20 protein-coding genes are annotated in these 20,307 nt (G+C 27.2%); 10 read left to right on the top strand and 10 right to left on the bottom strand.

Translation table 11 applies throughout. The annotated features are described in order from the left end of the window. Positions 1 to 30 precede the first annotated feature (30 nt). On the bottom strand, positions 31 to 2,364 hold the full coding sequence (locus tag ABXT72_RS01760) for a penicillin-binding protein 1A (protein ID WP_415278655.1): 2,334 nt from the start codon (positions 2,362 to 2,364) through the stop codon (positions 31 to 33). Positions 2,365 to 2,466: 102 nt separating this feature from the next. Between ABXT72_RS01760 and ABXT72_RS01755 the strand changes: the two genes are divergently transcribed. After that, a complete protein-coding gene (locus ABXT72_RS01755) occupies positions 2,467 to 4,326 on the top strand; it encodes an Rne/Rng family ribonuclease (RefSeq protein ID WP_415278654.1) in 1,860 nt (619 codons plus the stop codon). Here the strand turns inward: ABXT72_RS01755 and ABXT72_RS01750 are convergent. Both ABXT72_RS01750 and thiS read right to left on the bottom strand, forming a co-directional pair. Next, complete coding sequence (locus tag ABXT72_RS01750) at positions 4,323 to 5,096, bottom strand: thiazole synthase (RefSeq protein ID WP_415278653.1); 774 nt, start codon at positions 5,094 to 5,096, stop codon at positions 4,323 to 4,325. The genes ABXT72_RS01755 and ABXT72_RS01750 overlap by 4 nt on opposite strands. Before the next feature lie 2 nt (positions 5,097 to 5,098). After that, positions 5,099 to 5,317: a sulfur carrier protein ThiS gene (gene thiS, locus ABXT72_RS01745; protein ID WP_415278652.1), complete on the bottom strand. Its 219-nt coding sequence runs from the start codon at positions 5,315 to 5,317 to the stop codon at positions 5,099 to 5,101. A gap of 16 nt (positions 5,318 to 5,333) precedes the next feature. Between thiS and aroQ the strand changes: the two genes are divergently transcribed. The 3 genes from aroQ to accC are packed head-to-tail and all read left to right on the top strand — an operon-like array spanning position 5,334 to position 7,533. Beyond that, positions 5,334 to 5,774 carry a type II 3-dehydroquinate dehydratase gene (gene aroQ / locus ABXT72_RS01740; protein WP_415278650.1) on the top strand — a complete coding sequence of 147 codons (441 nt, stop codon included), beginning with the start codon at positions 5,334 to 5,336 and terminating at the stop codon, positions 5,772 to 5,774. Further along, a complete protein-coding gene (locus ABXT72_RS01735; protein ID WP_415278649.1) occupies positions 5,771 to 6,196 on the top strand; it encodes an acetyl-CoA carboxylase biotin carboxyl carrier protein in 426 nt (141 codons plus the stop codon). Before aroQ ends, ABXT72_RS01735 begins: the two co-directional genes overlap by 4 nt. After that, positions 6,196 to 7,533 (top strand): acetyl-CoA carboxylase biotin carboxylase subunit, encoded by a 1,338-nt coding sequence (accC, locus tag ABXT72_RS01730; RefSeq protein ID WP_415278648.1) that lies wholly within the window; start codon positions 6,196 to 6,198, stop codon positions 7,531 to 7,533. The genes ABXT72_RS01735 and accC overlap by 1 nt, the downstream gene beginning before the upstream one ends. Here accC and ABXT72_RS01725 read toward each other — a convergent pair. Beyond that, the gene (locus ABXT72_RS01725; RefSeq protein ID WP_415278647.1) at positions 7,530 to 7,928 is read right to left on the bottom strand and encodes a DUF2155 domain-containing protein; all 399 of its coding nucleotides are present in this window, start codon (positions 7,926 to 7,928) and stop codon (positions 7,530 to 7,532) included. The two genes, accC and ABXT72_RS01725, sit on opposite strands and share 4 nt — an antisense overlap. Continuing rightward, a complete protein-coding gene (locus tag ABXT72_RS01720) occupies positions 7,888 to 8,247 on the bottom strand; it encodes an NADH-ubiquinone oxidoreductase subunit NDUFA12 family protein (protein ID WP_415278646.1) in 360 nt (119 codons plus the stop codon). The genes ABXT72_RS01725 and ABXT72_RS01720 overlap by 41 nt, the downstream gene beginning before the upstream one ends. A gap of 115 nt (positions 8,248 to 8,362) precedes the next feature. On the opposite strand from ABXT72_RS01720, the gene ABXT72_RS01715 reads away from it, so the two are divergent. Next, entirely contained in the window at positions 8,363 to 9,184 is an 822-nt protein-coding gene (locus ABXT72_RS01715) for a ribonucleotide reductase (RefSeq protein ID WP_415278644.1), read from the top strand. 2 nt (positions 9,185 to 9,186) lie between these two features. On the opposite strand, the gene aspS is transcribed toward ABXT72_RS01715, so the two are convergent. The 3 genes from aspS to ABXT72_RS01700 are packed head-to-tail and all read right to left on the bottom strand — an operon-like array spanning position 9,187 to position 12,709. Beyond that, complete coding sequence (gene aspS, locus ABXT72_RS01710; RefSeq protein ID WP_415278643.1) at positions 9,187 to 10,971, bottom strand: aspartate--tRNA ligase; 1,785 nt, start codon at positions 10,969 to 10,971, stop codon at positions 9,187 to 9,189. Continuing rightward, on the bottom strand, positions 10,968 to 11,633 hold the full coding sequence (locus ABXT72_RS01705) for a DNA replication protein (protein ID WP_415278642.1): 666 nt from the start codon (positions 11,631 to 11,633) through the stop codon (positions 10,968 to 10,970). The genes aspS and ABXT72_RS01705 overlap by 4 nt, the downstream gene beginning before the upstream one ends. Beyond that, complete coding sequence (locus ABXT72_RS01700; protein WP_415278640.1) at positions 11,630 to 12,709, bottom strand: hypothetical protein; 1,080 nt, start codon at positions 12,707 to 12,709, stop codon at positions 11,630 to 11,632. The genes ABXT72_RS01705 and ABXT72_RS01700 overlap by 4 nt, the downstream gene beginning before the upstream one ends. Before the next feature lie 11 nt (positions 12,710 to 12,720). On the opposite strand from ABXT72_RS01700, the gene purM reads away from it, so the two are divergent. Further along, positions 12,721 to 13,749: a phosphoribosylformylglycinamidine cyclo-ligase gene (gene purM, locus ABXT72_RS01695; RefSeq protein ID WP_415278638.1), complete on the top strand. Its 1,029-nt coding sequence runs from the start codon at positions 12,721 to 12,723 to the stop codon at positions 13,747 to 13,749. Beyond that, positions 13,727 to 14,305 carry a phosphoribosylglycinamide formyltransferase gene (gene purN / locus ABXT72_RS01690; RefSeq protein ID WP_415278636.1) on the top strand — a complete coding sequence of 193 codons (579 nt, stop codon included), beginning with the start codon at positions 13,727 to 13,729 and terminating at the stop codon, positions 14,303 to 14,305. The genes purM and purN overlap by 23 nt, the downstream gene beginning before the upstream one ends. On the opposite strand, the gene ndk is transcribed toward purN, so the two are convergent. Both ndk and ABXT72_RS01680 read right to left on the bottom strand, forming a co-directional pair. Beyond that, positions 14,302 to 14,712, bottom strand: coding sequence for a nucleoside-diphosphate kinase (gene ndk / locus ABXT72_RS01685; protein ID WP_415278635.1), 411 nt, complete (start codon positions 14,710 to 14,712; stop codon positions 14,302 to 14,304). The genes purN and ndk overlap by 4 nt on opposite strands. Next, positions 14,705 to 16,162 (bottom strand): leucyl aminopeptidase, encoded by a 1,458-nt coding sequence (locus ABXT72_RS01680; protein WP_415278633.1) that lies wholly within the window; start codon positions 16,160 to 16,162, stop codon positions 14,705 to 14,707. Before ABXT72_RS01680 ends, ndk begins: the two co-directional genes overlap by 8 nt. A 60-nt stretch (positions 16,163 to 16,222) precedes the next feature. Here ABXT72_RS01680 and ABXT72_RS01675 point away from each other — a divergent pair, with 60 nt between their 5' ends. The 3 genes from ABXT72_RS01675 to ABXT72_RS01665 are packed head-to-tail and all read left to right on the top strand — an operon-like array spanning position 16,223 to position 20,263. Then, a complete protein-coding gene (locus ABXT72_RS01675) occupies positions 16,223 to 17,359 on the top strand; it encodes an LptF/LptG family permease (RefSeq protein ID WP_415278632.1) in 1,137 nt (378 codons plus the stop codon). Then, positions 17,356 to 18,429: an LptF/LptG family permease gene (locus ABXT72_RS01670; RefSeq protein ID WP_415278631.1), complete on the top strand. Its 1,074-nt coding sequence runs from the start codon at positions 17,356 to 17,358 to the stop codon at positions 18,427 to 18,429. Before ABXT72_RS01675 ends, ABXT72_RS01670 begins: the two co-directional genes overlap by 4 nt. Beyond that, positions 18,419 to 20,263 carry a hypothetical protein gene (locus ABXT72_RS01665; protein WP_415278630.1) on the top strand — a complete coding sequence of 615 codons (1,845 nt, stop codon included), beginning with the start codon at positions 18,419 to 18,421 and terminating at the stop codon, positions 20,261 to 20,263. Before ABXT72_RS01670 ends, ABXT72_RS01665 begins: the two co-directional genes overlap by 11 nt. Positions 20,264 to 20,307: the final 44 nt, after the last annotated feature.

Raw genomic sequence — 20,307 nt, 5'->3', positions numbered from 1 at the left:
CAGATTTGTAATTTAAATATTCATTATCCATTAATAGAACCTTAATATATTATTATTTTTTAATCTATTATTAATATCTTGATTCAATAAACTTTCCACTTTTACATCTTTGTAGGCTTCAATAATTGTTCTTCTTGTTCCAATTTCAGCTTTTTTTCCTGTAACAGGATCAATAACTTTCATTAAAATATTTTTTGCAACTTTAAATGGTCTTGCATCTTCTTTCTTCACAGCTTTTTTAACAAAGCTTTTAAAAATTGGTAATGCTGTTTTTGCCCCTGTTTCATACCTTCCAAGTGATTTTGGATTATCTGAACCCACATAAACTCCTATTGTCAATTTCGAGGTAAAGCCAACAAACCAAGTATCTGTATTTCCATTCGTGGTTCCTGTTTTACCAGCTAAGTCTAAATTTAAATCTTTTAAATTTTTTCCTGTTCCATTTTGAACAGTTCCCTCTAATATCGAGGTCATTTGATATGCCGTTTCTGGAGAAAATATTTGCTCAAACTTGTCTTCTATATTTGGATAATTGTCACTTAAGTGAGATATTTGATCACAATTTATACACTCTCTCATTTCATTATTAAATATTGTATTACCTTCACTATCTTGAATTCTATCAATCATTATTGGTTTAACTAGTTTTCCTCCATTAACAAATGAAGAGTATGCTGATGTTAATTTTAACAAAGTTGTCTCAGCAGAACCTAATGAAATTGATAAAAGCTCACTAGGATTTTCATATATTCCAAGTTTTTTTGAAAAATTAACAATTTTTTTAACTCCAAGATCTTGTGCAATTCTAACTGTCATCAAGTTTCTAGATTTTTCTAATCCCATTCTCAGTGTTGATGGTCCATAAAATTTTTTTCCATAGTTTTCTGGTTTCCACATTTTTAAATCAGTTCCTTGTTCCAAAACTAATGGTGCATCTAAAATTAAAGTTGATGGTGTGTATCCATTCTCAAGAGCTAAAGCATAAATAAAAGGTTTGAAAGCAGAACCTGGCTGTCTTAGTGCCTGCGTTGCTCTGTTAAATTCACTTTTTTTAAAACTAAATCCACCACTTAAAGCTAACACCCTTCCAGTAAACGGATCCATAACAACAATTCCTCCATTAACCACTGGCAACTGTTTTAAGGAAAATATGTTTTTGTTAATATTTTCAACATAAATAACATCTCCAATTTTTAATATTTCTTTAAAATCTTTTTTGATCCATGAGATATTTTCATATTTAATAGTTCCTTTTTTTTCATATTCTGTTTCAATTTCTATTGAAAATTTATCTATGTTTTTAACTATTGCTAAGTCCCAGTTAATTGATTTTTCTAATTTAAATTTATCTACTTTTTTATTCCATTTTTCTAATTTTTTAATATTAGTCAATGCTCCACGCCAACCTTTTCTTTTATCATATTCAATGAGACCCTGCCTCAATGACTCTGTTGCGATTTTTTGTAAATGAAGATTAATAGGTGTGCTTATATTTAATCCTTGCTTATAAACTTTATCAAATCCTAACTTTTCAACAACATCTTTTCTAATATCTTCAACATAATAACTTGTATCTTTTGTAAAAACTTTTTTTCTTTTTTTTAGTATAATTTTTTTTGACAAAAGCTCTTCTTGATTTTTTTTATTTATATAATTATTTTCAAATAAATTATTTATAACTAAATCTCTTCTAAATTTTGCAAGTTCAATATTTTTATAAGGATTATATCTACTTGGGGCCTTTGGTAGAGCCGCTAATAAAGCTGCCTCTTCATAATTTAATTCACTAATTGATTTATCAAAATATTCTAAGCTGGCTGATGCAACACCATAAGTACCCTCACCAAGATATATTTGATTTAAGTATAGTTCTAATATTCTTTCTTTTGAAAGAGCTCTTTCTATTCTAAAAGCAAGAATTGCCTCTTTAATTTTTCTATTTAAACTTACTTCATTTGTTAATAAAAAATTTTTTGCTACTTGTTGGGTTATAGTTGATGCACCCTCTAGTCTTCTTGATGCAATTACATTGGAAATATTATTAATTATTGCCCTTAATACTCCTTTGGCATCTACACCAGGGTGTGAATAGAAATTTTTATCTTCTGCAGATAAGAAAGAGTTAATCACTTTTTCTGATATTAATTTATAGGGTACAAATATTCGTTTTTCTGATGAAAAATCATTCACTAACTCGCCCTCACCTGAATAAACTTTACTAGAAACTGATGGTTTATAGTTTTTAAGGAATTTATAATCTGGTAAATTGTTAGAAAAAGCCCACAAAACAGCTAATATTGAAAATGCAGATAATAGACCAATACTTAAAACTAATATAAATATATTTTTAATTATTCGATGCATTTTAGTTTAATATATATAAGAATTTGGTAATGTTAAGGCATCAGAATTCAAACTAAATTTAAAATTATTTAAATATAAAATGAAACAATTAATCAAAAATATATGGAAAAAAATTTATACATTGATGCTTCGCATCCAAATGAAACAAGAGTTGTACTTAAGTCAGGTGAAAGCATTGAAGACTACGAGTACGAAGGCTTAAAAAATAATTTAATCAAAAATAACATATACCTTGGTAAGGTAAGCCGTGTAGAACCATCTTTGCAAGCTGCATTTATTGATTTTGGTAGAGATAGACATGGCTTCTTATCTTTTAATGATATTCAATCAGACTACTATCAAATACCTCAGAGTGATTTATCAAAAATAAAGGAAGAAGAAGAAAGAGCCAGAGAAGAACTTCTAAAAGAAAGTGAACTGGAAGAGCAAAAAAATATTAACGAAGGCAATCTTGATATTAATGATCCAGTTGAAGTAAAACCTGAATCTGAATTAGAGAGTGATGACCAGATAACAGAAGAGAGTGATACTCCAGTTACAGATGGCGCTCAAGTTGATGAAAACAAAGAGCAATCTTCACCTGTATCATTTGGTAAAAGACCTGAAGTAAGATTTAGATCTAAAAGATATAAAATCCAAGAAGTTATAAAACCTAACCAAGTAATCCTAATACAAGTATTAAAAGATGAAAGAGGGCAAAAAGGTGCTGCACTAAGTACTTTTATTTCTATAGCGGGCAAATATATTGTCCTAATGCCAAATACACCAAAAGGTGGTGGCATATCTCGTAAAATTTTTAACCCAGGAGAAAGAAAAAAAATTAGAACTATCTTAAACGATATAGTTATTCCAAAAGAGATGGGGCTTATCGTAAGAACTGCTGGGTCAAATAAAACAAAAAATGATATAGATCATGACCTTAAAACTTTGATTAAAACTTGGAATGGAATTAAAGATAATGCATTAAATTCTATAGCTCCATCATTAATTCATCAAGAAAGTGATATTATAAAAAGAACCTTGAGAGATATGTATGATGAAGACACAAACAATATCATCATTGAAGGCAACGAAGGTTATAAAAAAGCACAAAATTTTATGAAGTTAATGATGCCATCTCATGTAAAAAAAATAAAAAAATATAGAGAAAAAGTTCCTTTATTTTTCAAAGAAAATATTGAAGAAAAATTAAATCAAATTTATGACTCAGAAATAAAACTAAAATCAGGTGGTTACCTGGTTGTAAATCCAACCGAAGCATTAGTTTCAATTGATATAAACTCAGGTAGCTCTATTAAACAAAAAAATGTTGAGAGTACCGCTTTAGACACTAATCTTGAGGCAGCAGAGGAGATATCTCGACAAATAAAAATAAGAGACTTGTCTGGTCTAATTATTATTGATTTTATTGATATGTTAAGTTTTGGAAATAGAAGATTGGTTGAGAGAAAGCTTAAAGAGCAATGCAGAACTGATAGGGCAAGAATTCAAATAGGAAGGATTAGCACATTCGGACTATTAGAGATGTCCAGACAAAGGTTAAGAGAAAGTGCTGTAAAATGGAAAGTTACTCTTACAGATGAGTCTTTTGCCATGAAAATTCTTAAATTAGTTGAAGTTAAAGCTGTTTTAACAAAAGCAAAATTTGTAGAGCTTAAGATTTGTGAAAAAATATCAGACTTTATGAAAGAAAATTTTATTGAAGATTTAAAGTATTTTGAAGAAAAAAATTTAATTAAGATAGATATAATCGCAGATAATACTCTTATTATTCCCGAATATATAATTGATCTTCAAAACAAAACTAAAAAAACAATAGAAACAGTTCAACATATAGAAAAGTTAAAAAATCTAGAAGAGCAAAAAAAAGAAGTTAAATCTTTTGAAAGTTCAATTAAAAAGAAGCCTTACAAAAAAAAACCTTTTTTTAAAAAGAAATTTTTTAAAAAACCAGCAGCCTAAATAATTCCTGTTTTTGGTGAAGATGCACTTCCGTATATAGATTTTTCTATACGACCAGCTAAATAAGATTGTCTTCCTGCAATTACTCCATTTCTAAATGCTAAAGCCATTTGAAATGGTTTTTTAGCTTTAGCAATTGCAGTATTAGCCAATACTCCATCACAGCCCAATTCCATAGCAATAGCTGCATCAGACGCCTGCCCTAACCCAGCATCGATTATCAAAGGGAGCTTTGTTTGGCTTCTTATAATTTTTATATTTGTTGTATTTTGAATTCCAAGTCCAGAACCTATAGGTGCAGCTAGAGGCATAATTGCACAAGCTCCAACATTTTCTAATCTTTTAGCCATCAAAGGATCATCATTGCAGTAAACCATTACTCTAAATCCTTCTTTCGTTAAAACCTCTGTAGATTTCAATGTTTCAATCATTTCTGGAAATAGATTTTTTTTATCTCCTAGAACCTCAAGTTTTACTAGTTTCCATCCTCCAATTTCTCTTGCTAAACGCAAAGTTCTAAGAGCTTCTTCAGAATTAAAACAGCCAGCAGTATTTGGTAAATAGGTAATTTTTTTTGGATCTATATAGTCCATCAATAAAGGTTTTTTTTTATCAGAAATATTTACCCTTCTCACTGCAACAGTAACTATTTCTGCTCCAGATAATTTAATAGCTTTTGCACATTCAGCCATACTTTTGTATTTTCCAGTTCCAACTATTAGTCTGGAATTAAATTTTTTTTTATCAACTATTAATTTATCACTAACCAATTTTATCCACCTCCAATAAAATGAACAATTTCTATTTTGTCATCATTTTTTAGTTTTATCGATTTTAAATTATTTTTATCTATTATTTCTTGATTTAATTCAATTGCTACTTTTTTTAGAGGAATTTTTAGTTCTTTTAAAAAAATTGAGAGGCTTAAATTTTCATTTATTGTTGTAAATTTACCATTTAACTTAATTTTTATTTTTTTTATTTTTTTCATAATGTATAAGAATTCGATGAGTAATAATATTATAATTATTAATGGCCCTAATCTTAATCTATTAGGTGAGAGAGAACAATCACAATATGGATCAATAACTTTTGATAAATTAAAAGAAAATTGTTTAAGTAAAGCTAGAGATTTAAATATTAATTTAGAGTTTTCTCAGTCAAATATAGAAGGTGAGATAATTACAACCATACAAGAAGCTAAAAATAAATTTGATGGTATAATTATTAATGCTGCTGGCTTTACCCACACATCAGTTGCTATCAGGGATGCTTTGGATATTTATAAAAAACCAATTATTGAACTTCACATATCAAATATATATAAAAGAGAAGAATTTAGACGTAAATCTTTAATCAGCGATATTGCTACTGGTGGAATTTTTGGTTTAGGTGATAACGGTTATATTTTAGCCATAATTGCAATGCAAAACATGCTACAGAAATGAAAATAGATAAAAATATTATTAAAGAATTAACTGATTACTTAAATGAGTTCAATTTAACTGAAATTGAGTACACAGACAAAGATACTAAAATCAAAGTATCAAAATCAAACCCAGTTAGCTCAAATCAAGCAGTAAGTGTTGCTGCCTCTACACCAGTCCTTAATTCAGCTAAGTCTACCGTTATATCTGGGACTGAGGTTAAGTCTCCTATTATCGGTACAGCTTATCTTGCAGCAGAACCTGGGGCTAAGAAATTTGCAGAAGTTGGTAAAAAAATTAAAAAAGGTGAAACGGTTATGATAGTAGAGGCTATGAAAACTATGAATCATGTTCCTTCAACAGCAGATGGGATTATAAAAGAAATTTGTGTGGAAGACGGCCAACCTGTTGAGTATGGTCAAACTATTATCATTATTGAATAATGTTTAAGAAAATTCTAATTGCAAACCGTGGGGAAATTGCAGTTCGAGTTATTCGAGCATGTAAAGAATGGGGAATAGCAACTGTTGCTGTTCATTCAGATGTAGATAGAGATAGTATGCACGTTAGACTAGCTGATGAAAGTGTTTGCATTGGTTCACACCAGCCAGCAAACAGTTACTTAAATATTCCAGCCTTAATGTCTGCAATAGAACTGACAAAAGCAGAGGCTGTTCATCCTGGTTATGGTTTTTTATCTGAGAATGCAACTTTTGCTAAAGTCTTAGAAGAAAATAATATTAAATTCATTGGTGCTTCTTCAAAACTCATAGAAATGATGGGAGATAAAATCCAAGCAAAAAAAATTGCAAAACAGCATGGCCTTCCAGTAATTGAAGGTTCTGCAGGTGGTGTAACTGATATAGAACAAGCAAAAGAGCTATGTAAAAAGATTGGTTTTCCTGTTTTAATTAAAGCTTCTGGAGGTGGAGGTGGGAAAGGAATGAAGATTGTCAACAAAGAAGAAGAATTTGAAACATTATTTTCAGCAGCAAAATCTGAAGCACAAAAATACTTTGGAAATGATGAGGTTTATATTGAAAAGTTTTTTCAAAACCCAAGACATATAGAAGTTCAAGTTTTGTCTGGTAAAAATAGAACTGTTCACCTTCATGAAAGAGATTGCTCTGTGCAGAGAAGACATCAAAAATTAATAGAAGAAACTCCTAGTCCAGTCTTAACTGACGAAATCCGAAAAGATCTTTTTGAAAGAACAGTAAACATGGTTAGTAAAATTGGTTATGAAGGTGCTGGAACAGTAGAATTTATATATGAGGATGGTAAATTTTATTTTCTTGAAATGAATACTCGTGTTCAAGTAGAGCACCCAGTAACTGAAATGGTAACGGGGATTGATATAATTAAAGAACAAATTTGGATAGCTTACACTGGCGAAACAGCTTTAAAACAAAGCGATATTAATCCTAGAGGACATGCAATAGAATGTAGAATTAATGCCGAAGATGCTAGTAAAAATTTTCAACCATCACCTGGAACCATAGGTATGTGTCACCAGCCATCAGGTTTTAGAACTAGAGTAGATGGTGCAATTTTCCAAGGTTATAAAGTTACCCCATATTACGATAGCATGATCTGTAAAGTAATAACTCAGGGAAGAAATAGAACTGAAGCAATACAAAGAATGAATCGATCTTTAGATGAATTTGTCATTGAAGGGATAACAACAACAATACCTCTTCATAAAATTCTATTAAACCATAAAAAATTTATTGAGTCAGACTTTAATGTTGGCTGGCTAGATAACGAAAAAGTAATCTAATAACATCTTGTTAGCCAAATATCATATACTGCGTGATCAAAAGGGTTTACAGCAGGACTGGACAAAAAGGTCCATCCATTAAAAATAAAAACTTCATTATTATCTTTATTTGTCATATCTTTAACTTGAATATAAGCAGTTATTTCTGGGTTGTCGTCAAATTCTGAGTTTTTACATTTGAGACTTTTTATTAATAAACCTTTAAATTTAAGTTCTTTACCTATCTCTAATTTTAAAAGGTCAGTCTTTGAACTTACTTTATCTAAAATCTTAATTTCAGCAAATCTTCCCTCATTAGCTATTAAGGGGAGTGGCTGGCTTATTAAAAAAAAATAAACTAAAAAAAATAAAAAATTAACTTTTCCAGATTGTATATTTTTTTTTGATTGGATCATTGTTTTTATTTGGATGATAGGCGTTCTCAGTACCTGTTTGATTGGATTGATGTGGTTTTTGCCAATCATACTTATTCAATTCGTGATTGTTTTCAATTCTATTATTAGTAAAGTGTATCCAAGAATACCATTCAGTGGGTATTTTTGAAGCATCAATTTCATCATTATAAATAATCCATCGTTTGCCAGATTTACTTTCATAATATTTATTGCCACTAGAATCTTTTCCAGCAAGTTTTCCATAAAAAGTAGTTTTTAATTTTGTGCCTAATGTTTCTTGGTTCCACCAAATGAAAATTTTTTTAAAAAGTGTCAACATATTATATAATTAATTCTTCAATCCTAAATTGTATTATTTAAATTAGACTAAAGTAAGGATTTGTATATAAATTAATTATCTTACGATTCAAAATAAAAAATTAATTAAAGGAAAAATGGCAAAATATTTAGTAGAAACTTATTATACATGTAGCTTTAAAGTTAATCATTATTTAGATGATATTAATGAAACAGAATTAGCAAACCTTGAAAAGCGTGATGATGGAAAATTTGAAGTTCTAGATGTTAAGCTTGATACGAGAAAAACAAAAAGTTTAGATCCAAATAATAAAGTAATTGAGCCTAAAAAATTAGATATTATATCTGAACAAAGCCAGCCAAAAATTGTCTCGAAAGAAAATAATACTGCTTTTGTTAAACAAATTAACGAAGGTGTGGGTAAACGATTTAGTATGCCTGATAGAAGAAAAGGTTATATCCAAAAAGCGACAATTGGTGACCATAAAGTTTATTTACATACTGGCGAATATGAAGATGGTAAAATTGGTGAAATTTTCATAGACACAAGTAAGGAAGGTGAACTGGTAAAAGCTTTGATGAATAATTTTGCAATAGCAATATCACTTGGTCTTCAATATGGAGTTCCTTTAGATGAGTTTATTAGTGCTTATGTTGATACTAAATTTGAACCATCTGGAAAAGTTCATGGCAACGACAGAATAATGAGTGCCTCTTCAATACTTGATTATATATTTAGAGAACTTGCTATTTCATATCAAAATAGAGAAGATCTAGCACACACTCCATCTATTGGTGGATCAGATAGATCTTTACCTGAAGAAGAAAATACTGAGGATCAAAATCAATTACTTAAAATTATAAAAGATGTTACTAGCAAAGGCTTTGTTAGAAATAATTACAAAAAAAATCTTGTTGATTTATCTGACGTTAAAATAAGCTTAAAAGGTAAAAAGTAATATTATTTTTTTAGTTTTAAAGCTAACCCAAGTTCTTTAAGTTGTTCTTCATTTACCTCTGATGGAGCATTCATCATTAAGTCCTGGGCATTTTGATTCATTGGGAACATTGTAACTTCTCTAATATTTTTTTCATTTGCTAATAACATTACAATTCTATCGATACCAGGCGCTATACCACCATGAGGTGGAGCTCCATAACTTAAAGCATTGATCATTCCACTAAATTTTGCATCAACTTGTTCTTTTTGATATCCAGCAATCGAGAATAACTTATACATCAATTCAGGTACGTGATTTCTAATTGCGCCAGAAGATAGTTCTACCCCATTACAAACAATATCATATTGGTAGGCTTTAATATTAAGTGGATTATCAAGATCAATATCTTTTATATCACCTTGAGGCATTGAAAATGGATTGTGACTAAATTCAATTTTATTAGTTACTTCATTTTTTTCAAACATTGGATAATCAACAATCCAACAAAACGCAAAAGTATTATCATCAATTAATTCTAAATCTTTAGCAATTTTATCTCTTGCTAGAGAGGTTATTTTTTCAACTTCACTTATTTTTCCACAGGCAAAGAATATACTGTCCCCTATTTCGGCTCCAGTGATTTTCATAATTTCTTCTAAGGCTTCTTTAGAGAAAAATTTTCCTACTGGTCCTTTTGCTGAAAGATTTTCTGTTTTTTCAATTGTAAAATAAGCAAGACCTGATGCACCTTGTTCTTTGGCCCACTTGTCAATATTATCAAAAAAACTTCTAGGTTTATCTTTTGTATTTTTTGTAACTATACATCTTACTTTAGAGCCAGATTTTACAAGCTTTTTAAATATCTCAAACGTAACATCATCACGGGTAAAAATGTTTGATAAATCATAAATTATTAATGGGTTTCTTAAGTCCGGCTTATCTGATCCATACTTTAGCATAGACTCCTCATAAGGTATTCTTTGAAATTTTTCATAAATTAATTTTTTTGGTGAAAAATTTTCAAAAACATTGACTATTAATTTTTCAACAACTTGAAAAATATCTTCTTGTTCTACAAAAGACATTTCTAAATCCAGCTGATAAAATTCACCTGGACTTCTGTCTGCTCTTGCATCTTCGTCTCTAAAGCATGGAGCTATTTGAAAATATTTATCAAAACCAGAAACCATTATAAGTTGTTTAAATTGCTGTGGTGCTTGTGGTAGTGCATAAAATTTTCCTGGATTTAGTCTACTTGGTACTAAAAAATCTCTTGCACCCTCAGGGCTGGAAGATGTTAATATTGGTGTTTGAAACTCCAAGAAACCAAGTTTAGACATCTCGCTTCTAATAAAAGAAATAACTTTTGATCTTAAGATAATATTATCATGAATCTTTTTTCTTCTTAAGTCTAAGAACCTGTACTTAAGTCTAATCTCTTCAGCATATTCTTGATCACTGAAAACTGGCATTGGTAACTCTTTGCAAGTACCAAGCACTTCAAATGAATTTATATTAACTTCTATTTCACCAGTTTGTAGATCAGTGTTAATGGTCTCTTTTGTTCTCTCAACAACCTTACCATTTATTTTAATTACACTTTCTAATTGTATTTTTTCTAATGATTTAAAATTCTCGTTGCTCTTATCTATGATACATTGAGTCATCCCATAATTGTCTCTTAAATCTATAAACAATAAATTTCCGTGATCTCTTTTTTTGTTTATCCAGCCTGACAAAACAACATCTTTACCACTGCTATCTATTGTTAACTCACTACATGTATGTGTTCTATATTTATTCACTTATTCCTCGAGAGCTTCATTAATAATTTTAAAGTCGATTGATTTTTTTTTTTTAAACTAATCTTGTCAATTTTATATATGAATTCAAATATTTTGCCATACGATCTCTCAATTCTTTTAATAATAAAATCAATCAATTTTTTATCTAAAGTAATTTGCCTATCTGATAAATTTTTTAATATCAGTGCAAACATTAGCTCATCATCAGGGTTTTGAATATTTGCAAAAAGACAGATCTTTGTTCTAGATCGAAGATCTTCTAACTTAAAATTGATCTCAGATATTGGTTTAGTTGATGTGATTATTAAAAATTTGTTATCTTGATCTATTATATTAAAGAGTGAATAAATCAGTTTCTCATTTATATTTAAATTTAAATCTTCTAAAACTATATTTTGGTAGGGTTTAATAGATTTAAGATTTTCATCATTTAGTGAATTAACATCAATCCTAATACCATTAAACTTTTTCAAAAAAATGTTTACTAAGTGGGTTTTTCCTGAAAACTTTTCACCATTAATGTTTAAAAAGTTTTTTTCCCATTTTGGCCATTTGTTAATCACTTCAAAAGCATAAAAATTACTCTTTCCGACATAGAAATCGTCATCTTTAAAGTTTTGTTCATAATCAAAATCTAATAATAATTGATTTAAACTTTTCATTTTAATATCCAAGTATTATTTTTCATTTCTAATTCAAGGTTTCTTTTTTTCATGTCATTTAAAAATATATTAGGTGTGCCATTATATATAATTTTATACCGAATACTCTCACTATTAAAATTCAAGATATTAAATTCAGACACTAAATCTATACTATCAAGCACCTGTTCTAGCTCTATAATTTTTTTAGTTTTTTTTGAATTGATAGATATTATTATAGGAAGTTTTATTGATGTGTTAATTTCATTATTTTTTTTCCATTGATCTTCATAAAGTTGTTTTAAACTTTTGACAATATTAGAAAAGTCATCCACATTTATAATATCTTTTTTTGGATAGTTTTTATTATGAATTTTCAAAGTATTGTTTAAATTAATTTTTGAAAGCGTTCTTATACTGCTACCTTCTTTGTATATAATTAAGATTATATTATCTTTAATGTCATATTTATTAATTAGGCCTGAAAAATCATGAGTTTCAATCTCTTTTGATGTTTTTTGCAATTCCATCAAGACCTCAATATCTTCACTTGGCAATAAATAATCTAATAAATCATAAGAATTTTTTTTTTCATTCCATTTATCGTAAAAAATATTATTATTAAAAAGATATATATTATTATTTTTAGTTTCCACAAGAATAGGAAATAATAAGACTTTATTTTTTTGTGGTATCGATGGAAAAATATTTTTATTTTCTAAAAATTTAAGAATTTTTTTTTTATTAAATCTTGTTTCTAAATTTGCAAAATACTCATTATTTATAAATTTTTCGTCACTAATGGTAAAAGAATCGATCATACCCTTAACTTCTTTGATTGAAATATTTTTAATCTTTTTTCTATCACTAGAGGTTGTAATCATTGAAATCAAATCAGAAAAAGAAATTTGAAATCCTTTATCAATTACACTATTTTTTTCAAAATTTAGTTCAAAAGGAGAGGATATTTCGATGTCAGATACCTTAAATGCATTTGCATTCGAATAAGTTGTGGAAAAAAATACTATTAATAGAGAGAATAAAATAAAATAAATATATACATTCAGTAATTTATAAAATTTATTAATTATTTGCATATATTATACTAATGAAAAAAGAAAAATTTACCTATGAAAAAAGCGGTGTAAACATAAATGCTGCTGATAATTTTATTAGATTTATATCTTCAATATCATCAGGTAATAAGGGCAAAAAAAAGTTTAATAATATTGGTGGCTTCGGCTCTATAACTAATATCCCAAAAAATCTTAAAAATCCTAAAATTGTAGCTTGTACTGATGGTGTTGGCACAAAAGTAGAGATCGCCAATTTACTTAATAAATATGACACAATTGGTATTGATTTAGTTGCTATGAGTGTAAATGATCTCATTGTTCAAGGAGCAAGACCACTTTTATTTTTAGATTATATTTCTATTAATAAAATTGATTTAAATAAATTAAAATCAATCCTCATAGGAATAGTAAAAGGTTGTAAAATCTCCAACTGCGAATTAGTTGGTGGAGAAACGGCAGAAATGCCAGGTACATATGAAAAGGGTAAATTTGATATAGCAGGTTTTGCTGTAGGATTAGTGGATGAAAAAAAAATCCTTATCAAAAAAAATATTAAAAAAAATGACTTGGTGTTAGCTATACCTTCAAGTGGTGTTCACTCAAATGGTTATTCTTTGGTCAGGCATGTTCTTAGAAACAAAAAAATTAATTTAAAAAATAACTCATTTTTAAAAAAAGAATTATTAAGACCTACAAAAATTTATGTAAAAGAAGTTTTAAATTTAATTGATAATAATCTTTTAAATGGGTGCGCAAATATCACTGGTGGTGGCTTAGTAGATAATATTAAAAGAGTTATTCCTGATAGATTAACTGCTGATATAGATTTAGATAAAGTTAAAACAAAAAAAATTTTTAAATGGTTGAAACAAAATAATATTGATGACAAAGAAATGTTAAAAACATTCAATTGTGGGGTTGGTTTTTGTTTAATAGTTAATCCTAAAAATTTAAATAAAATTACTAAATTTTTTACAAAAGAATTTAAACCCTATGTTATTGGAAAAATGACCATAGGAAAAAATAAAGTTAAACTTAGTGGTAAAATTGACTGGTCTTAAAAAGATTAAAACAGCAGTTTTTATATCTGGAACTGGAAGTAATTTAAAAAATTTAATAAAATTTTCTAAAATGAAAAATTCACCTATTTCTATAGATTTAATTTTTTCGAATACTCCTAAAGCCCAAGGCTTAAGATTTTCAGATCAATTTAATATCAAAAAATATGTATCAAGCTTTAAAAACTATAAAATAGCTGAAGTAAAAATATTAAATTTAATAAATAAAGATAATATAAAATTTATTTGTCTTGCTGGTTTTATGAAAATTTTATCTAAAAGTTTTATTAAAAAGTTTAGTGGAAAAATAGTTAATATACATCCTTCTTTACTGCCAAAGTATAAGGGACTAGATACTCACATTAAAGCTATACAAAATAAAGATAAGGTAGCAGGTTGTACTGTTCATTTTGTAACAGCAAAACTTGATTCTGGAAAAATAATTCTACAAAAGAAAGTTAAAATTTCAAAAAAAGATACTTCTACTTCTTTGGCAAAAAAAGTTCTAAGACAAGAGCATCGACTCTACCCAGCAGCTATTAAAAAGATATTTAATTAATCTTTAAAGAAAAAATCTATCTCGATTTTAGCGTTTTCAACACTATCAGAACCATGTACGGAATTTTTATCAATAGAAATTCCATATTTTTTTCTTATAGTTCCTTCTTCAGCATCCTCTGGTTTGGTCGCTCCCATTAACTCTCTATTTCCTAAAACTGCATTTTCTTTCTCAAGCACCATCACAACTATTGGTCCTGAAGACAAATAGGCACATAAATCATTATAAAAAGGTTTAGTTTCATGGACTTTATAAAATTGCTCTGCTTCAGCTTTTGCTATCTGAATTTTTTTATCTTTAACAATTTTGAAACCTTTATTTATAAACATCTCTTTAATTTCGTTATCTAAATTTCTTTCAACTGCATCAGGTTTAATGATTGATAGTGTCTGCTCTATATTACTCATAATTATCCTCTATTAGTTGGTTTAATAATCTTACTCCATAACTAGTTGCTCCACCTGAGTTTAAAGCGCCACCATATTTTGAAAAAGCCATACCAGCTATATCTAAGTGGGCCCAAGGTGTTTTGTTTAAAATAAACCTTTGTAAAAACTGTGCAGCAGTTGTTGATCCTGCTCCACCAACATAATTGATATTTTGCATATCTGCATTTTTTGAATCTATAAGTTTGTCAAAGTTTTTATGCAAAGGCATTCTCCATAATTTTTCTTCCACTTTGTCACCAGCTTCTAATAATTGTTTTGACAATTTATCATCATTTGAAAATAGACCAGCATATTCAGAGCCCAATGAAACTATTATAGCACCAGTTAAAGTTGCTAAATCAACAATAAATTTAGGTTTAAATTTTTTTTCTGTAAAAGTTAAAGCATCAGCCAATACCAATCTACCTTCAGCATCTGTATTTAATATTTCTATTGTTTTACCACTGTAAGATTTAACAATGTCACCAGGTCTTTGAGCATTTCCACTCACCATATTCTCCACAAGCCCCACAACACCAACAGCATTAATTTTTGCTTTTCTTAATGCTAAATTTTTCATTAACCCTACAACTGTAGCAGAACCTGCCATATCATAAGTCATATCCTCCATAAACTTTGCTGGTTTTAGTGAGTAACCACCAGTATCAAAACAAACTCCTTTTCCAACAAAAGCTAAAGGATTAGAATTATTTTTCGCTCCATTCCATTCTATTGTTACAAGGTATGATCCTCGAACACTTCCTTGTCCTACACCAATTAAAGCATTCATTCCAAGTTTTTTTAATTTTTTTTCATCATATATATTAATTTTTAATCCAAATTTTTTAAGCGTATTTATTCTTTTTGCATATTCATCTGGATGTAAGATGTTTCCTGGTTCGGATACAAGGTCTCTTGCAAAAAAACTACCTTTCTCTAAGGCTTTAAATCTTAAATGATCTTGAGCGGATATTTTATTTTTATTCCCTATAACATTTATAGAAACAATTTTTTTATTTTTATCTGATTTGTAAATATTAAATTCATATGATTTTAATTTCAATCCATGCAGAAAATAACCTACAAAATTTTTTATTTTATTATTAATTGTATCTGTGTTTACAAAATATTCTTTTTTCTTATCATAATTAATATAACTATGAAATTTAGCTCCCAAATTTTCTATATCTGATATTTTTACATCTTTCTTAATAGACACTAAAAATACTGTTTTTTTTGAGTTAACTTCAAAAAAAAGTAAGTCTTTTTTTAAATCACTATTTTTTAATAAATCGGATATGTAGGAAAATTCCAAATTTGATAGGTATTTTTTTAAACCAGCAATATTAAAATTATCATCAACAAATAAGACAATATTCATTGAAGATTTATTCAAACTATTACTTTTATAATTAATCTTGATAGGCATAAATTTTAATACTCTCAATGAAGGTTGGATGCTATATAGGTGTTAATTTACCATATTTCAATGAAAAAAATTATTTACAAAAAAATTGCTTCAGATTGTTTAGGTTTTTTCTTATTTAGCATCATTACTATCAGTACAATTATTTGGGTATTGCAAGCAGTCAATTATTTAGACTTTGTTATTGAAGATGGTCATGGCTTTCTTATTTATTTTAAATTTACACTACTCAGTTTTCCTAAAATCTTAAGTAGAGCTTTTCCATTTATAATATTTTTAGCATTTTCTTATATATTTTTAAAATATGAAAATAAAAATGAGTTAGTAATATTTTGGAATTTTGGAGTTAAAAAAATTTACTTTATAAATTTTTTTTTAAAATTTTCACTTTTGTTTGTACTTATTAGTATATTATTAAATGCTATAATAGTTCCATTTACACAAAATAAAGCAAAGTCTTTCTTGCGTTCCTCTGACTTAGATTTTTTTGAAAGCATACTGAAGCCTAAGAAATTTATAGATGCTATTGGAAATTTAACAATTTATTATGATAAAAGAAATGATAATGGAGAATTAGAAAATATATTTCTTAACGAAAAAACAGATTATAATAATTCACAGACTACTTTTGCAAAAAGTGCATTAATAGATATTAGGAATGGTAAAAAAATATTGATATTATACGAAGGTAAAACTATCAACAAAGTCAATGGAAAAATAACAGATTTTAAATTTTCAAAAACTAATTATAATATTTCAAAATTTAGTTCAAACACAACTACATATCAAAAAACACAAGAGACATCGACAATAGATCTGATAAATTGTGTGTTAATTTTCAAAAATTCAATAGTAAATTCTGGAAATATAAAAAAATTAAGAATTAAAAATTGTAAATTTGATAATCTAGAAAATATTTATAAGGAACTTTACTCAAGATTAGTAAAACCTTTATATTCGACTTTTTTAATAGCAATTTCCCTCTTAATTATATTAAAAACAAAAAGTGATTATTCGTTCAATGCCAGTAAGCTTAAAATTTATCTATTTGGTTTTATTTTTATTATCTTTTTGGAGTCTTCTTCAAAATTAATAAGCACAAACTTAATACAAAATTTACTTTTATTAATTTTGCCATTTCTTTTCATGTTAATAATTTATTTATATTTTTTAAGAGTATTGAAAGTTTATAAAGTATGAAAACTTATATTAGATTTCTAATTAATCTTTTTAACCTCTCTATCTTAAAAGTTTTTACTATTTTCTTTATTATCATTTTGATTACAAATATTTTAGAACAAGTTGAGTTTTTTAAGAATGTAAATGTGAATTTTATTTATGTTATATTTTTGTCATTTTTAAACACGCCCTCGATTGTGTTTGAGATACTTCCGTTTATCTTTTTATTGAGTACACAAGTATTTTTCATTCAATTAATAGATAAAAATGAATTGGAAATCTTTAAGTACACTGGCTTAGATAATATTAAAATTATGAAAATTTTAGGAATTTATTCTTTTATACTTGGTATTATCTTTATTATTTTTTTTTATAATATTTCCTCTGTTTTAAAAAATTCATTTCTATTAATAAAAAATAGCTATTCAGAAGATAACAAATATTTAGCAGTTATCACTCAAAATGGTCTTTGGATAAAAGATGAAATAAATGAAAATATTAATATAATTAATGCCAATAAAGTAGATAATGAATTTCTACGTGATGTCTCTATAACAACTTTTGATAAAGATTTTAATATTTTAGAAACATTGGAAAGTAAAAAAGTTGATATTACAACTAAGAAATGGAAAATATTTTATCCAACTATTTTGAAAGATAGTTCGCTAAGTACTTTAGATGAGCTAATATTAGAGTCAAATTTTGACTTAAAAAAAATAAATAGTTTATTTTCAAATCTCTCTTCTCTTACAATGATTGATTTGATTAATTTAAGAAGAAGTTATGTGTCTCTAAATTATTCAGTAGTTGACATAGATTCCCATATACTGAAAATTTTATCCTACCCTATTTATTTAACTTTAATTACAATTTTTTCTGCTGTTATAATGTTTAATATTGGTTTTAGAAGAAATACTCTTTTTAAAATTACATTAGGAATTTTTTTATCAGTAATTATTTATTATATAAATTACTTTTTGAGTATCTTGGGTACAAATGAAAAAATTCCTTTAATTCTTTCAATTTTTTTCCCTTTAATTATATTATCAATAATTAATTTCATCTCTATAATAAAAATAAATGAAAAATAAGATAATAATATTTTCCTTAATATTGGTAATTAAATTGAATTTTATTAATTTAGTTTTGGCAAATGAGTTTAAATTTAATACTACTGAATTACAGGTCACTGAAAATGGTAATTTAATAAAAGGTATTGATGGTGGTATTATTACTACTAAAAATAATGAAATAGTAATTACTGCAGATAATTTTATATACAATAAATTAACTACACTATTGGAAGCTGAGGGCAATGTAAGGCTAATTGATAAAATTGAAAATATTATAATTGAATCAAATAAAATTTTTTATTTAAAAAATAAAGAAGAAATTTATACAGTTGGAAAAAGTAAAGCCACCAGTGGCGTTAATCTTGAAATAAATGCAAATGAATATTTTAAATATAATAAGCTAACTTCTCTTCTCGAAGCAAAAGGAGATGTTGTTCTGGATGATATAATTCAAAATATTATAATTGAATCAAATGAAATTTTTTATTTAAAAAATAAAGAAGAAATTTATACAGTTGGAAAAAGTAAAGCCACCAGTGGCGTTAATCTTGAAATAAATGCAAATGAATATTTTAAATATAATAAGCTAACTTCTCTTCTCGAAGCAAAAGGAGATGTTGTTCTGGATGACATAATTAAGAATATTACAATTTATACTAATGAAATATTCTATTTACAAAATGAAGAAAAAGTTTTTACACTAGGCAAAACAAATGCAGATGTTGAAAATAAATATAAATTTAAAGGTCATGATTTAACCCTACTCAGAAATAAAATGATTTTATCTTCTGAAAAAAATGCTGTCATTTCAGATAATAGATCAAATGTATACAAACTCGAAGAGTTCCAATATTCTATAAATGAAGAAATACTCAAAGGCATAAATATCACAACAATAACAGACATTAAAGAAGATGACAGTAATGAATTTTTTTTTAAAACAGGTTTTTTTAACTTAAAAGAAAATACATTTTTAACAAAAGATGTTTTTGTAAAGTTACACAAAGATTTATTTGGAGACGATGAAAATGACCCTAGAATTAGTTCAGTTTTTGCAAGCGGTGATGAATATAATACCTTCTATGAAAAAGCTGTTTTTACATCTTGTAAAAAAACAGATAAGTGTCCTCCATGGAAAATGACAGCTTCAAAAATTCATCATGATAAAAATAAAAAACAAATTACTTATAGAAATGCCTGGTTAGAGCTATATGGTTTTCCTGTTGCATATTTTCCTAAATTTTTTCATCCAGACCCCACTGTTAAAAGACAGTCTGGTCTCTTAAGACCGGCGATAAGTGATCATGATACACTGGGGGATTCAATTTATTTGCCCTATTTTTTTGTAATATCTGATAATAAGGATATCACATTAAAACCAAGATTGTTTAATAACGATACATTTATAATTCAAAATGAGTATAGACAGATAACAAAAGACTCTTTAACTGTAGTTGATTCTAGCATTACAAGCGGCCATAACTCTAGCAATGATGATACTGGTGATACTAGATCACATTTTTTTGCTAATTCAAAAATTAACCTCGACTTTAAGAATTTTATTAACAGTAATTTGGAAATTAATTATGAAAAAACTTCTAATGATAATTACTTAAAGTTATTTGACTTTATAGAATCTCCTTTATTTTTTGAAAAAGATAATGGCACCTTAGAGTCAATTATTGAATTAGATCTTGAACATGAGGATTATGACTTAACAACCTCAATTCAAATGTTTGAAACCTTAAGTGGTCACGAATCAGACAGATACTTGTATGTTTTGCCTTCATACAATTTCTCAAAAAATTTTTTACTAGAAGATTTTCTAGAGGATCAAAATGAGATTCTCTAGAAGATCAAAAAGGAAGTTTTAATTTTAGCTCAGATGGAAATAAT

Source organism: Candidatus Pelagibacter sp. Uisw_094, assembly GCF_047729535.1.
GTDB lineage: Bacteria > Pseudomonadota > Alphaproteobacteria > Pelagibacterales > Pelagibacteraceae > Pelagibacter.
The sequence above is the reverse complement of the archived record's forward strand: the minus strand, read 5'-3'. Positions and strand labels throughout refer to the sequence as shown.